The sequence below is a fragment of the Micromonospora sp. NPDC047620 genome, from assembly GCF_043205005.1.
GTDB lineage: Bacteria > Actinomycetota > Actinomycetes > Mycobacteriales > Micromonosporaceae > Micromonospora.
Genome location: NZ_JBIDDG010000038.1, coordinates 43,624 through 56,178 on the forward strand (window position 1 = coordinate 43,624; position 12,555 = coordinate 56,178).

Genomic DNA, 12,555 nt, shown 5'->3' on the forward strand with positions numbered 1-12,555 from the left:
TCAGGAGACAGACTTGATCAGGCATTCAATTCCGCTGGTCGCGGCGGCTGTTCTCGGCCTTTCCGCCGTGGCCGCTCCCGCCCAGGCCTCCCCCGTCCAGGCCGCTCCCATCCAGGCCGCCCCGGCCCAGGCCCGCGCGGTGGCGCACTCCGACCTGGGCGTCCAGGTCGCCCCCACCGGTTGCACGACGTGGGTGGAGTGGGTCCAGGAGGGCAGTAACAGCTACTACTACGGCCGCGGCAACGTACAGTGCGCCACCGGCCGCTACAAGGTCAAGCTCCAGTGCCGCAACCTGCAGACGGGCGTGGGATACGTCGTCTACGGCGGCTACGCGGTGAACGCCCCCGGCACGGCCACTACCCAGTGCTACAGCGGCAACGTCGCCGAGGGCGTGTACCCCGTCGAGGACCCGCTGCCCACAGTCGGTGTCACCGGTTGCGTCTCGTGGGCGGAGTGGGTCCACGAGGGGAGCAACCACTACTACGGCCGGGGTACCGCCCAGTGCGACACCGGCCGCTACCGGGTCCAGATCCAGTGCCGCAACGTGCAGACGGGCCAGCGGTACATCGTCTACGGCCCGACGGTGAACGCCCCCAGCATCTCCACCACCACCTGCTACCGGGGCAACGTTGCGGACGTCGTGTCGGGCGTACCGGCGTGAGGGCTGACGGGGTGGTGGCCCTGCACCGCGACTAGGAGGCCACGCAAATAGGTCAGTGGGGATCGGGCGGGCAGGAAACGGTCATAGACATCAGTGATCATGACGGATCCTACGCCTAGTGATCACTGGAACGCCTGTCCCCGCTGTCCCATCATGGCTGAGCGACCCCTTGGGGGACCAGTTCGCCGGGCTGCTGCCCGTACGAGCCGCCACCGATTCGAGCCACCCTCTGGGCTGCCACCGCCGACGCATCGCTGACCGGACTGTCTTCGACAAGCTCCTGCAGGTGCTGAGGCTCGTCTGCTCGCATGAGGCCATCGCCGACTCGACCTGCTCGGCCACCACGATCCGCAACCGCCGCGACGAATGGATGAACCTCGGAGTGTTCGCCCAGCTCAAGCCATTCGCGATCGATGCCTACGACCGCATCGTCGGCCTGCTACTCGACGACCTCGCCATCGATGGGTGCATCACCAAGGCCCCCGGCGGCGGCGAGGTCGCCGGCAGGTCCCCGGTCGACCGCGGCAAGCAAGGCATGAAACGCTCCACGATGGTCGAGGCCCGCGGTATCCCGCTGGGACGCGTCCTGACCGGCGCCAACAGCCACGATTCCCCACTGCTGGAACCCACCCTCGACCAACTCGAAGGCCTCGATCCAGCCACGTCTCCCGGTCGGCGGCGTGCAGGTCCAGCAGCTTCGGGTTGGTCCAGCCGAGGGTCTGCTTGAACATGCGGATGGTTGCTCGATGTCGTTCTACGTCTCGCCGAAATAGCCCTCCTCCTCGCCGAGCAGCAGCGGAACGTCGTACACGGACATGTCCGGGCGAGCCCGGACGGCCTTGACCCGATGGCGCCACCGCTGGTGCTCGAATGCCACGTCCGCCTCGATCTCCGCCACCACCGTCGGCTCCACCTGCACGTACGGCAGCGGCTCCGGCCGGTCCAGCTGCCCTGACCAGGACGCCGGTAAAGGCTCTGGCCACGGATGCACCACGGCGGCCCGCCGGTGCCGCGGCGACCGCGGCGGAGACAGGATCGTCCCGAACTCCTGCCGTCCCTCGGCGTTGAGCGGGTGTGTGCGGCCGGTGTAGCGGAGCCGGCCCATCCGGTCGAAGCGGCCCAGCAGCAGCGTGTCCGCCTCGCGCAGGCTGCCGGTCACCCCGCCGATGATCGCCTCGGTGACGATGCGGGTGCGGTACTTCGACCAGCCGCGTCGGCCGGGCTGGTACCGGCCGGCCAGCCGCTTGCTGACCACGCCCTCGATGCCCGCCGCGACGGTCCAGTGCATGAGCCAGTCCCCCACCTGCCGCATGTCAGCGGTCTGCGGAGTCAGGGTCAGCTGCGTGGGGACGTCGGCGAGCAGCACCTCCAGCCGAGCCCGCCGCTGCGACAGCGGCAGGTCGAGGATCACCCGGCCGTCGACGTCCGCAAGCAGATCGAACAGCACGTAGTGGGCGGGGCAGTCGTGTGCCAGCCGCAGCACGCCGCGGCCGGCCGTGACACGCCGTTGCAGCTGCGCGAAGTTTGTTCGGCCACGCTCCCACACGACCAGTTCACCGTCGAGCACCACGCCCGGCGGCATGGAGGCCCGGAGCGTGCGGGTGATGTCGGGGAAGTAGGTGGTTAGGTTCCGGCCGGCCCGCGACTGCAGGTACACATCGTCGGCCTCCCGGAAGGCGATACACCTCCACCCGTCCCACTTCGGCTCGTGCACAAGGCCCGGGCCCTCAGGCACCACGTCGACCGGCGCCGCGAGCATCGGCGCGACCGGCCGACGCAGCACCGGCTCCGCTCCGGCCCTCGCCCGCGGGCGGGCGGGAGTCACCTCCAGTCCAGGCCACGCCGGCCGCACGCCCCGCTCATCCCCCACCCCCACGTCATCGTGGGAGAGACACGGGCCGCCTCGGGCCCAGATCCGCGACAACGAATGCGCCAGCGGGCGGTCGCAGCGCGCTTGACTCTGGGTCAGGCGCCACGTGCGAGCGGAGAGCCTCGCCGCAGCTACCGACGGGCGGTCCCTGGGCGACGCGTTCAGTTGGAGATTGGCCGCAGCCGGCAGCGCCTGCCCGCGCGGGGGAACGGAGTCGCACGCGCCGCGTCGCGCGCTCGTGGTGGCCGTACCGTCGGAGGGTGGACGTGCTGCTGCGTGGCGGGCCGGGTGACGGGCAGGTGGTGCCCGGCGGCGGGGAGACCGTCGTGGGCATGCCTGCCTATACGAGATCACGACCGAGTACAGCCACCGGCACGGCCGGGACCTGCGGGTCTACCGGCACCGCCCCGACTGCTGCGAGCCGTACGGCCGAGGCGCCGAAGACCGCTGCGAGTGACCCACCCTGCTCGTTTGCCACCCCACCCCGCCACGCTTTCGAACATGCGTACGATCGCCGTGTGGATGAGGAGGTCCGGCGGTGGTGGAACGGGATTTGGGGGCGCCTGGCGCGCCGGGACTTATGGCTCATCCGCCGGACGCGCTGGACGGTCGTCGCCCGCGCCGGTGACACCGAGACGGGGAAGGTGCTGCGGTGGGAGTTCGAGACGGAGCCCGAGGCGTTACGCATGGTCGAGCGCCTACTGCGCGCCGACAGCGCCGGGCAGTGGCGCGAGCACGAGCGCGGAGGGTCCGGGGGTTCACCGGGGAAGCGGCAGCGGGGCCCGGCGGGCCCGGATTGACGATTATGCGTACATCCGAAAGGCCTGCCACCCGGCTGGTACGAATGGGCCGTGTCAGCGCGGGCTCCGCGCCATCGTCGCACCGTTGCGATCCTCGCCCGGGCCAGGGACCGGGCGCAACCCGCATAGGCTCGGGCGGCACCTGCTGGTAGCTGGCCCGGTTGCGATCCTCGCCCGGTGCGGGGGCCGGGCGCAGCGCAGGCCCCAGCCGCGCCCCCAGCGAGGTTGGTGGAAGAAGTCGATAGAGCACGCTCATGAGATCACCATGCTGGCATCGAGTGCTTCCACGATCAGGGGTTCGTCGTCGTTTGGTGCTCCGACGGACCACACACGTGCTTTAGAGCCGATTGCGGGTATCTGGGTCTGGAGGAGAGTTGCGTCTGCGTTTTCCGGGTTGGTGCGGTACCAGCGTGCGCGGATGCGCGATGCCCCTTCGATGTCGACGGTGAGGGTAAAGGATGACACGCTCCCGTGCTCCATAAGGCTCACCGTGCGGTCGATGACGCGTCCCGCTGATGGTCGTGCGTGGTTCCGTGTCGCGTGCCACCGCTCGGCGAGCTGCGCCTCGCGGCGTGAGAGCTTTCTCGATTCCGTCAATGCCATTCCACACCCGGCCAGAAAGAAGGCCGGCAGGAGGGTGAAGATCAGATTGAACCACCACCCCGGCGAGTCGCTTATCCAGAGGAACACGACCAGGAGGCTTGTGCTGAGCGTGCCGGCGACCAGCAGGACCCAGAGAATGGCGAGAGCGGAAGGGCGCAGTCGTCTGCCGAACTGGATCTCGCTCGGTGCGGTCGCGTCGTCTTCAAAGGATCTGACCAGGTGCACGATGTGACTGATCGGTGTGTCGTCCGTCATTGCGCACCCGTCGGTGGCTTCCGAGGCGTTCCGAGGTTGTGGCGGGGCTTCACTTGCCTAGCTTTGCATATGTAGATGTGTCTGTCACGGAGCTGACTTCCGGTCGAGGGCCTCCGGGTTGTCTCGATGCCGTCCCTATTTCCGCAGCGCGATGGCGAGCCCTGTGAGGAAGGGCCACGTCGAGGATGGCGAGGCTGGTAGCCAGGATCGCGAGATCTGCCAGGCCGGATATGAAGAAGAGAAGCGCGGCGTTGAGACATGGTGGCCACGCCTCCGATCAGCCATTGAGCTGGCCCAGGAGTTGGCTGGTGCTTGGGACGCCGATGACGACGAGTGGTTTGCTGACTGTCCAGGTGCTTGACTTCGCCGGGCAGCACCTGGAAATCAATCACCAGAAGTTCGACGACCTGTCGATCACGTGGAACTCGGTAGACGTGCCCTGGACGCCGACGTGGCCTACATCGGACGGATTCCGGCTGGTCTGGCGCGACGAGGTTCCCGCCGTGTTGGCGGCCCGGTGCGGGCAGCGGCTTGAGGCGGCGGAGCTTCTTGAATGGGCTGGCCTCAATTGAGCGCTTTCCATCTGGGGTAGCGCGACCGGGGTCAGGCGTTGGGTGTCACTCGCGGGTCCCGGTGGCAGCGCGTCTTCGTCGGTTCGTACCCGGCGGGCGTTGGCCAGGGGTCGCGTTGGAGGGTGTTGATCAGCGGTTCCGGGCCGCCGACGCAGGTCCAGGTGTCGTCCCAGAGTGCGGAGACCAGCCATGATCGGTCTGCGGCGAAGAACAGGTCGGGTAGCAATCCGCGGGGGTGGCGTATGTGACCGGTCCGCCAGGTGAGGGCCTGCTCGAGGCCGGCCTCGACCAGCACGTACGGCCCAGTGCCAGTAGAGCGACACCGTGGGGGCGTGGGAAATTCCGCTGCGCACCGGTCGCGGCACTCAAGTCGGCCGCGGACGTCTCGGTCACCGTGCGCTTGGACGCCAAGGTCAAGACCGCGATCTCCTCGATCCCCGAGGACGCCTGGACCACGATGGAGTACACCGACGCCGACTACGACGAACAGACCAGCCATTTCTCCCGCTCGGTGTCACAACCGCGGCTCGGCCGGTGTCTCCATGGCATGACGACCTACCACCCCGTCGGCACAGCCACCGACACAGGAGGAGACATGGAGCACACGACCCGCATCCCCCCGGCCAAGATCACCGGCGTCAAGGGAGCGCTGATCAAGCGGATGATCGAGAAGAAACTGGGTAAGGTGCCGACGGCGGTGGGCGTCTACTGGCACAACCCCAAGGTGCTGTTCGCCAGCTTCGGCCTCGGCGGCAAGCTGCAGAAATGGGACGCCTGCGACGAGAACCTGAAGTCGTTCGCCCACATGGCGGTCGCGTCGCTAGTCGGCTGCACGTGGTGCCTGGACTTCACCTACTTCGAGACCCGCAACAAGGGGCTCGACGTGGAGAAGGCGCGCGAGATCCCGCGGTGGCGGGAGGCGGACGTCTTCACTCCGCTGGAGCGGAACGTCCTGGAGTACGCCGAGGCGATGAGCCAGACACCGCCGACCGTGACCGACGAGCTGGTGGACCGGCTGCACGCCGAGCTGGGACCTGCCGCCGTGGTCGAGCTCACCTCGGTGATCGCATTCGCGAACATGAGCACGCGTGGCAACGTGGCGCTCGGCATCGAGTCCGACGGCTTCGCCGCCGCGTGCGGCTTAAAGCCGCTGGCCGAGCGACCGGGAGTAGCGTCCGCGTCATGAGCGAGGACCCCTTCGTCGCCCACCGCAGCCTGCTGTTCACCGTCGCCTACGAGATGCTCGGCTCGGTCGCCGACGCCGAGGACGTGGTGCAGGAGACCTGGCTGCGGTGGGCAGCCTTGGTCGAGGCCGAGCGCTGCGAGGTCCGGGACCCCCGGGCTTACCTCGTGCGGATCGTGACCCGGCTCTGCCTCAATCGGCTGCGCACGCTCGCGCGGCAGCGCGAGGAGTACGTGGGCGAGTGGCTGCCCGAGCCCCTGCTGACCAGCCCCGACGTCGCCGAGGACGTTGAGCTCGCGGAGAGCGTGTCGATCGCCATGCTGGCGGTACTCGAGACGCTGCTACCGACGGAGCGCGCGGTCTCCGTGCTCCGCGAGGTCTTCGACGTGCCGTACGACGAAATCGCCGAGGCGCTGGACAAGTCGCCGGCGGCGGTGCGCCAGATCGCGACGCGGGCCCGCAAGCACGTGGCGGCGCGCCGGCCGCGGATGTCGGTGAGCCGCACCGAGCAGGAGCAGGTGGTCGAGCGGTTCCTCGCCACGCTGACCACCGGCGACGTGCCCGGACTGCTCGAGGTGCTGGCTCCCGACGTGCTCGTTGTGGGCGACGGCGGTGGCCTGGCCCCGACAATCCCGAAGCCGGTCCGCGGGGCCGCGAAGCTCGCCCCGGTGATGGCCCGCTTCGCCGAGGTCGCGCCCGGCGCCAGGGCTTTCATCGTTGACCTCAACGGCGGCATCGCGGCGCGCATCGACCCCGGCGGCGAGAAGGACACGGCCGTGTCGTTCGTCATCGAGGACGGCCGGATCACCCAGATCTACACGATCCGCAACCCGCACAAGCTCGAGCGGCTGGGCGAGGTGGCCGAGCTTCGACGGTGAGTCCAGGCTTACACATGCTCGCATCTGCCGCGTTCCGACCGGCTACCCTCGCGCCCATGATGACCTTCGAGGCGGTCGGGCTCGCGATGAGCATCCTGCTCGCCAGCGTCTCTGTCGCCTTGATCGTGCTCGCCGCCGTCGTGTTCGTCCACAGCCGGGGCACCGGGACTGCCAGGCTGTTCGGTCGAGTGGTGCATCGTCCTGGCCTCTGGGCGTCGGCGATGGTGTGTCTGGGCGTTTCCGGCCTGCTCAGGATGAGCAGCATCGAGGAGGTCAGGCCCAGCAGCTGGCAGAAGCCGATATCGCTGATCGACGGCCTGACGCTGGCCTTCCTCGTCCTGATGGCTACCTACTTGATCAGCCTGCAACGCGCCAAGTGTCGCCGTGACCGTGAGCCGCAGGCCAGGTCGTAACGAGTGCCAGCGGGGCCGGCGCCGTCGAACTCGGGGCGCTCGGCTGCCGCGCCGTTGCGCGGCCCCCAGGACTATCCAGATCGCCCTCCGCGCGGCGCTGGGCGCGACGACCAGGCCGACGCCATTCCCCGGTGCCGGGATCCTCTACGCCACCCACCTCACGTCAAGGCCGCTACCGCGTCGCTGGCGCGGTGGCCTGCGGCCAGCCTTGACGCAAGGCGGGACGGCGACGTCTTGGCACCGATCGGGGGATGGCCGCAGAGCGGGCAGCCGAGATCCAACGTGCCTGCCACGTGCCAGTAACCGGTTCCTCAGACGGTCACGGAGGGGCACGAGTGGTCGCGAACGCCAGCTGGCTGACCAGGCGATCCGGACAGCCCCCGGTCCATGAGGTCAGCGGGTAGCGGCGGCCAGGAACATGGGGACGGCGACCATCAGCCGGCCGCTGGCGGCACGTTGGGTCTGCTCGCTGACCCATGCCTCGGCCTGCTCGACGCTGATGGCGCCAGTCTGACGGGCGGCGTCAGCGTGGCCCGCGAGCAGCGGCTGCATTGTGGCGTCCGTGAATATCGCGGTGCGGACCTCGACCTCGACGTCGTGGAAGCCGGTGTCGAGCAGCAGGTTGCGGTAGGCGCGGGCGATGCGGGGGTGGGGGATGGTGTCGGCGCGGGCGTGCACGATGCGGCGGGTCAGGTCGGGTTGGTCGGAGTCGATGATCATGATGTCCCAGTCTTGGCCGAGCAGCACGATGCGGCCGCCGGGGGCGAGGACCCGGCGGGCTTCAGCCAGGGCGGCGGGCGGTTCGGGCAGCACGTGGTACACCTTGTCGGCCCGGTAGCCGTGGGCCTGCCCGTCACCTAGCGGCAGATCGGTGGCGTCGGCGGCGCGCACGTCGATGTCGGGGAACCGGCTGCGGGCGGCGGCCAGCATCGCCGGGTCGAGGTCCACACCGATGGCGCGGGCGCCGTGCTGGGCGAGTTCGGCGACGGCACGGCCGGTGCCGCAGCCGACGTCGATCACTGTCGCACCGGCGTGCAGCCGTAGTAGCTGGTAGCTGCGCGCACGTAGCGCGGTGGCGTCGGGCGTGGTCTCGGCGGCGTCGAGTATCTGGATGAGCCTTTCGGCGTCCGTGTAGGCGGTGCGCGTGTCGGGCATGCGCCCTAGGGTGTGACTTCAGGTGGACCTGAAGTCAACTCTGCTCCAGTTAAAGTGAACCTGAAGTCGGTGAGATGGTCGATGGAGTACTCGATCGGGGAACTGGCGGCCCGCTTCGGTCTGGCCACGCACGTTTTGCGGCATTGGGAGGATGTGGGATTGCTGTCGCCGACGCGGCGGGTGGCGGGCCGCCGGGTGTATGGCGCGGCGCATCTGACCCGGGTGGCGGAGATCCTGCTGGGTAAGGAGGCGGGGTTCAGTCTGGAGCAGTTGCGGGAGCTGTTCACCGCTCCGGATCGGGAGCGGCGACGGGATGTGCTACGTGGCCAGTTGGCCCAGGTACGGGAGCGCATCGCCCGGCTCACGCTTTCGCAGACGATGCTGGAGCACGCATTGCGATGCCGACACCCGGATTACCAGTCGTGCCCGCAGTTCCAGGCGATGGTGCTCGCGCGGTTGGACGGGGTTGATACGGCTGAGGCTCTGGACCACCGCTGATCCCACAGTCCGCCAACCACGGATCAGATCCTCGTCCTGAGCCGGTGGGGCCGAAGCACAGGTAGTAGGCCAGGTCCGCGGGAGCGGTGTCCGCGTGATCTCCGGGGTGCTGGGTAGCGGCGCCGCCACTACGGGGATCATAAGCTGATGGATTCGACCTGGGCTCAGCTGCTGTTGGGGCTGCTGGCGGTCGTGGCGCTGTTCGCCGCGGTGGTGTTGGGCGCGGCGCTGTTGGCGTGGGCTCCGGTGACGGGCCCTGGTTCGAGGCAGGGGGCTCGCCGCTGGCGCGTGTTAGTGGGTGGTCTGCACGAGGTTCTCCGACGGTTGGTGGCCCTTTTGAAGTGGGTGATACGTCGGTTGCGTGTGCCACCGGGTGCGGTGGAGCGGTTGTCCGGGGCGGTGCGTCATCCGGCTCGGCTGGTGGTGTTGGGTTTCGCGGTGGCAGTGCTGGCGGGTTCGGTGTTGTTGTCGCTGCCGTGGGCCACGGAGAGTGGCCGCGGTGCGCCGCTGGTGACGGCGGTGTTCACCGCCACGTCGGCGGTGTGTGTGACCGGTCTGGTGATCGAGGACACCGGCACGTTCTGGTCGGCGTTCGGCGAGGCGGTGATCCTCGGGCTGATCCAGATCGGCGGGTTCGGGATCATGACGTTGGCGTCCCTGCTCGGTCTGCTGGTGGCGCGACGGCTGCGGATGCGTCTGCAGCTCGGTACGCAGGCGGAGACCAAAGCGATCGGGGTGGGCGAGATCCGGCGCGTGGTGCTGGGCGTCGTGCGGGTCAGCCTCGTCGTCGAGACCGCGGTGGCAGCGCTGTTGGCGTGGCGGTTCGCTGACGGCTACGGCCACACTGGGGGCCGCGCGGTGTACCTGGGGGTGTTCCATGCGATCTCGGCGTTCAACAATGCCGGTTTCGGTTTGTACGCCGACAGCCTTATGCAGTTCGTCGACGACCCTCTCGTGTGTCTGCCCATCGCCGCCGCGGTGATTATCGGTGGGGTCGGTTTCCCGGTGCTGTTCGAGCTGCGCCGTGAGTTGCGTACCCCGCGCCGCTGGTCGATCCACACCAAGATCACTGTGGGGATGACTGCCGTGTTGCTCGTTGGCGGCTGGGTGGCGATCAGCGTGTCTGAGTGGTCCAACCCTGGCACCCTCGGCGGCTTGGGGCTGGGCGGCAAGTTGCTGGCCGGGTTCTTCGCGGCGGTGATGCCCCGGACCGCGGGGTTCAACAGCTTGAACGTGGCCGAGTTCAACGACGTGACCTTGTTGGTCAATGACGTGTTGATGTTCATCGGTGGCGGCAGTGCCGGCACCGCCGGCGGCATCAAGGTCACCACGTTTGCGCTGCTCGGCTTCGTCATCCTCGCCGAGATCCGCGGCGAGCCCAGCGTGCACGCGCTCGGCCGCCAGCTGCCCGCCGGCGTGCAGCGACAGGCGCTGACCATCGCACTGCTCAGCGTCGCCGCCGTGGCAACGTCCACCGTCGCTCTGCTCGCCCTGACGCCGTTCCGGCTGGACCAGGTGTTGTTCGAGGTCACATCAGCATTCGCCACGGTCGGCATGTCGACCGGGATCACCGCGCAGGTCGGTACCGCCGGACATGTCATCCTGATCCTGCTGATGTTTATCGGTCGGCTCGGGCCGATCACCGCCGCCACCGCCTTGGCCCTGCGCGAGCGGACCCGCCGTTACGAACTACCCGAGGAGCGACCCATCGTTGGCTAGGAAACCCGCCGTCAGTAACCGCATCGCCGTACTCGGCCTGGGCCGCTTCGGTGGCTCCCTGGCCGTGGAGCTGATGCGCCTGGACTGGGAAGTCGTGGGCATCGATTCCGACCCTCAGGTCGTTCAGACCTACGCCGATCAGCTCACCCATACCGCGACCGCCAACACCACCGACGAGATCGCGCTGCGCCAGCTCGGCGTGCACGACATGGCGCACGCCGTGGTGGGCATCGGCACCGACCTCGAGGCCAGCATCCTCACCACCGGCCTGCTGGCCGACCTGGGCGTGCCCAACATCTGGGCCAAAGCCGTCAACCGGCAACACGCCCGCATCCTCGAACGTGTCGGCGCGCACCACGTCGTGCTGCCCGAACACGAGATGGGCGAGCGCGTGGCCCATCTCGTCACCGGCCAGATCCTCAACTTCATCGAGTTCGAGGAAGACTACGCGCTGGTCAAGACCCGGGCACCCGAAGAGGCCATCGACAAAACCCTCGCCGACTCGGCTCTACGCGCCAAGTACGGCGTCACCGTCGTGTCCATCAAACGCCCCGGCGAGGACTTCACCTACGCCACCGCCAACACCACCGTCTACGCCGGCGACATCCTCATCGTCGCCGGCAAAACCCGCCAGGTCGAAGCCTTCGCCAACCGCACCTGAGCACCACGGCCGCTGAACCGACAATGCGGTGGAGGCGTCGCCGCGCACAGAACCAGCATCATGCACACTGATCACCATGACAGCCCCCTGGTATTGATCCTCTTCCCTCGACAAGAAGATGATTGACCAGGGGCTGTCGGCATGATCAGCCGGGATGTACGGGTATCCCAGCCAGGTTCAAGAACCAAGTTAGTGGATCGTGTGCTGCGCTCTCCACCGGTCGATCAGGGCGGGCAGCTCCCGCCAGAGATAGTCGTAGAAGTCGCGCATTTCGGCTAGGCGGCGACCCGCCGGGCAGTCCTCACCCGCGACCGCGATGCCCTGCTCGGCAGCCTCGCGCATCACCTTCACCAACTGGTTCTGATCCGACATCAGGATGGCCCAGGCGCCTTCACGGAAGCGGAAGTGCTCCCGACGACTACCAGGGGCGGGCACCCGCTCGACCAACCCGACCGAGGTTACCGGCATCCTCGGACCGCCCCGCCGCACCCACTGACGCTCGCAACTCGGCCCACCACCAAGCACGGCGCCTCTGACCAGCCCGTTGCCCCTTTCGGGCTTACTTGGTCTGTCCCCCTGCGAGATCGTCAACGCCTACGACCTGACATGCAGCGTGCGGTCGGCGGCTGCGATCGGTGCGCGAATCCGCCGGCCGAACAGCGAGGTGATCACTGACGGGGTGGCGTGACGGTGGTTGGTCCGTACGACTTCACGCTGCCGGCGGTCGCCGCCATGATCGCCGTCAGAACGCCGAAGATGACCGCCAGCGCTACGGCGACGCCGTCGCCCTGGTCGAAGCCGAAGACGAACTTGAGCTGAGCACCAAAGGCCGTGCCCCGCAGTAGCGGCGCCACGAGGATCGTCGCCACTACGTAGAGCACGCAGAGCGCGCACAGTGTCCACGCGCCGGAAATCCTGCGGGCGAACGTGAACCCCGCTGCGACCACCAGCGACCCGGCGCCGATGACGCCGCCGATCGCGTTCTCCAGCACCAGGCTGGACCAGCGACCGGTCGGCCCGCTGGCGTAGACGACGTTGTAGAGCGCGAACCAGATGAGCATGCCAGCGGTGAGCAGCGCCAGGATGCCGGCGATCACCGCCGCCGCGGCGTTTACCCTCGGCCTAGTTGTACTGCCCAGGGACGTTGGTCGAGATTGTGTGACGACACGATCTGATGTCGTAGGCAGGTGAAGGCCTCCGGTTGTGGAGTGGAGCTGTCTAGGAACCGCTCCGGCAACAGGAGGCCTTCGTGTCCCACGCTAACGCCGCTTTGACCCCTCGTGCGCG

13 protein-coding genes and 2 pseudogenes are annotated in these 12,555 nt (G+C 68.3%); 10 read left to right on the top strand and 5 right to left on the bottom strand.

Annotation, left to right across the window (positions count from 1 at the left end; translation table 11 throughout):
- Nucleotides 1-13 precede the first annotated feature (13 nt).
- Both ACGF5C_RS30565 and ACGF5C_RS30570 read left to right on the top strand, forming a co-directional pair.
- Nucleotides 14-661: a hypothetical protein gene (locus ACGF5C_RS30565; RefSeq protein WP_393307213.1), complete on the top strand. Its 648-nt coding sequence runs from the start codon at nt 14-16 to the stop codon at nt 659-661.
- Nucleotides 662-782: 121 nt separating this feature from the next.
- A pseudogene (locus ACGF5C_RS30570) lies at nt 783-1,304 on the top strand (transposase); the annotation flags it as partial.
- Nucleotides 1,305-1,415: 111 nt separating this feature from the next.
- On the opposite strand, the gene ACGF5C_RS30575 reads toward ACGF5C_RS30570, so the two are convergent.
- Nucleotides 1,416-2,444: an ATP-dependent DNA ligase gene (locus ACGF5C_RS30575; RefSeq protein ID WP_393307215.1), complete on the bottom strand. Its 1,029-nt coding sequence runs from the start codon at nt 2,442-2,444 to the stop codon at nt 1,416-1,418.
- 347 nt (nt 2,445-2,791) lie between these two features.
- Between ACGF5C_RS30575 and ACGF5C_RS30580 the strand changes: the two are divergent.
- Nucleotides 2,792-2,988 (top strand): annotated as a pseudogene (locus ACGF5C_RS30580) (hypothetical protein).
- A gap of 595 nt (nt 2,989-3,583) precedes the next feature.
- On the opposite strand, the gene ACGF5C_RS30585 reads toward ACGF5C_RS30580, so the two are convergent.
- On the bottom strand, nt 3,584-4,189 hold the full coding sequence (locus ACGF5C_RS30585; protein ID WP_393307216.1) for a hypothetical protein: 606 nt from the start codon (nt 4,187-4,189) through the stop codon (nt 3,584-3,586).
- Between the two features lie 308 nt (nt 4,190-4,497).
- On the opposite strand from ACGF5C_RS30585, the gene ACGF5C_RS30590 reads away from it, so the two are divergent.
- From ACGF5C_RS30590 to ACGF5C_RS30605, 4 genes are all read left to right on the top strand, one after another.
- On the top strand, nt 4,498-4,761 hold the full coding sequence (locus tag ACGF5C_RS30590; RefSeq protein WP_393307218.1) for a hypothetical protein: 264 nt from the start codon (nt 4,498-4,500) through the stop codon (nt 4,759-4,761).
- A gap of 661 nt (nt 4,762-5,422) precedes the next feature.
- Complete coding sequence (locus ACGF5C_RS30595; protein WP_393307236.1) at nt 5,423-5,947, top strand: carboxymuconolactone decarboxylase family protein; 525 nt, start codon at nt 5,423-5,425, stop codon at nt 5,945-5,947.
- A complete protein-coding gene (locus ACGF5C_RS30600; RefSeq protein WP_393307219.1) occupies nt 5,944-6,822 on the top strand; it encodes an RNA polymerase sigma-70 factor in 879 nt (292 codons plus the stop codon). Before ACGF5C_RS30595 ends, ACGF5C_RS30600 begins: the two co-directional genes overlap by 4 nt.
- Before the next feature lie 56 nt (nt 6,823-6,878).
- Nucleotides 6,879-7,235: a hypothetical protein gene (locus ACGF5C_RS30605; protein ID WP_393307221.1), complete on the top strand. Its 357-nt coding sequence runs from the start codon at nt 6,879-6,881 to the stop codon at nt 7,233-7,235.
- 393 nt (nt 7,236-7,628) lie between these two features.
- Here ACGF5C_RS30605 and ACGF5C_RS30610 read toward each other — a convergent pair whose 3' ends face one another.
- Entirely contained in the window at nt 7,629-8,390 is a 762-nt protein-coding gene (locus ACGF5C_RS30610) for a methyltransferase domain-containing protein (RefSeq protein WP_393307223.1), read from the bottom strand.
- 81 nt (nt 8,391-8,471) lie between these two features.
- Here ACGF5C_RS30610 and ACGF5C_RS30615 point away from each other — a divergent pair, with 81 nt between their 5' ends.
- The 3 genes from ACGF5C_RS30615 to ACGF5C_RS30625 all read left to right on the top strand — a co-directional run bounded on the left by ACGF5C_RS30615 (nt 8,472) and on the right by ACGF5C_RS30625 (nt 11,268).
- A complete protein-coding gene (locus ACGF5C_RS30615) occupies nt 8,472-8,888 on the top strand; it encodes a MerR family transcriptional regulator (RefSeq protein WP_393307225.1) in 417 nt (138 codons plus the stop codon).
- Between the two features lie 147 nt (nt 8,889-9,035).
- Nucleotides 9,036-10,607, top strand: a complete 1,572-nt coding sequence (locus ACGF5C_RS30620) for a TrkH family potassium uptake protein (RefSeq protein ID WP_393307227.1) — start codon at nt 9,036-9,038, stop codon at nt 10,605-10,607.
- Nucleotides 10,600-11,268 carry a potassium channel family protein gene (locus ACGF5C_RS30625; RefSeq protein WP_393307229.1) on the top strand — a complete coding sequence of 223 codons (669 nt, stop codon included), beginning with the start codon at nt 10,600-10,602 and terminating at the stop codon, nt 11,266-11,268. Before ACGF5C_RS30620 ends, ACGF5C_RS30625 begins: the two co-directional genes overlap by 8 nt.
- 189 nt (nt 11,269-11,457) lie before the next feature.
- Here the strand turns inward: ACGF5C_RS30625 and ACGF5C_RS30630 are convergent, their stop codons facing one another.
- Nucleotides 11,458-11,715, bottom strand: a complete 258-nt coding sequence (locus ACGF5C_RS30630) for a hypothetical protein (protein WP_393307231.1) — start codon at nt 11,713-11,715, stop codon at nt 11,458-11,460.
- Between the two features lie 221 nt (nt 11,716-11,936).
- On the bottom strand, nt 11,937-12,365 hold the full coding sequence (locus ACGF5C_RS30635) for a hypothetical protein (RefSeq protein ID WP_393307233.1): 429 nt from the start codon (nt 12,363-12,365) through the stop codon (nt 11,937-11,939).
- Nucleotides 12,366-12,555 lie beyond the last annotated feature (190 nt).

Bases quoted from the DNA above. Each gene is read 5' to 3' on its own strand.
- ACGF5C_RS30585 (WP_393307216.1), bottom strand. From the start codon at position 4,189: ATGACGGACGACACACCGATCAGTCACATCGTGCACCTGGTCAGATCC.
- ACGF5C_RS30595 (WP_393307236.1), top strand. From the start codon at position 5,423: ATGATCGAGAAGAAACTGGGTAAGGTGCCGACGGCGGTGGGCGTCTAC.
- ACGF5C_RS30600 (WP_393307219.1), top strand. From the start codon at position 5,944: ATGAGCGAGGACCCCTTCGTCGCCCACCGCAGCCTGCTGTTCACCGTC.
- ACGF5C_RS30605 (WP_393307221.1), top strand. From the start codon at position 6,879: ATGATGACCTTCGAGGCGGTCGGGCTCGCGATGAGCATCCTGCTCGCC.
- ACGF5C_RS30610 (WP_393307223.1), bottom strand. From the start codon at position 8,390: ATGCCCGACACGCGCACCGCCTACACGGACGCCGAAAGGCTCATCCAG.
- ACGF5C_RS30615 (WP_393307225.1), top strand. From the start codon at position 8,472: ATGGAGTACTCGATCGGGGAACTGGCGGCCCGCTTCGGTCTGGCCACG.
- ACGF5C_RS30620 (WP_393307227.1), top strand. From the start codon at position 9,036: ATGGATTCGACCTGGGCTCAGCTGCTGTTGGGGCTGCTGGCGGTCGTG.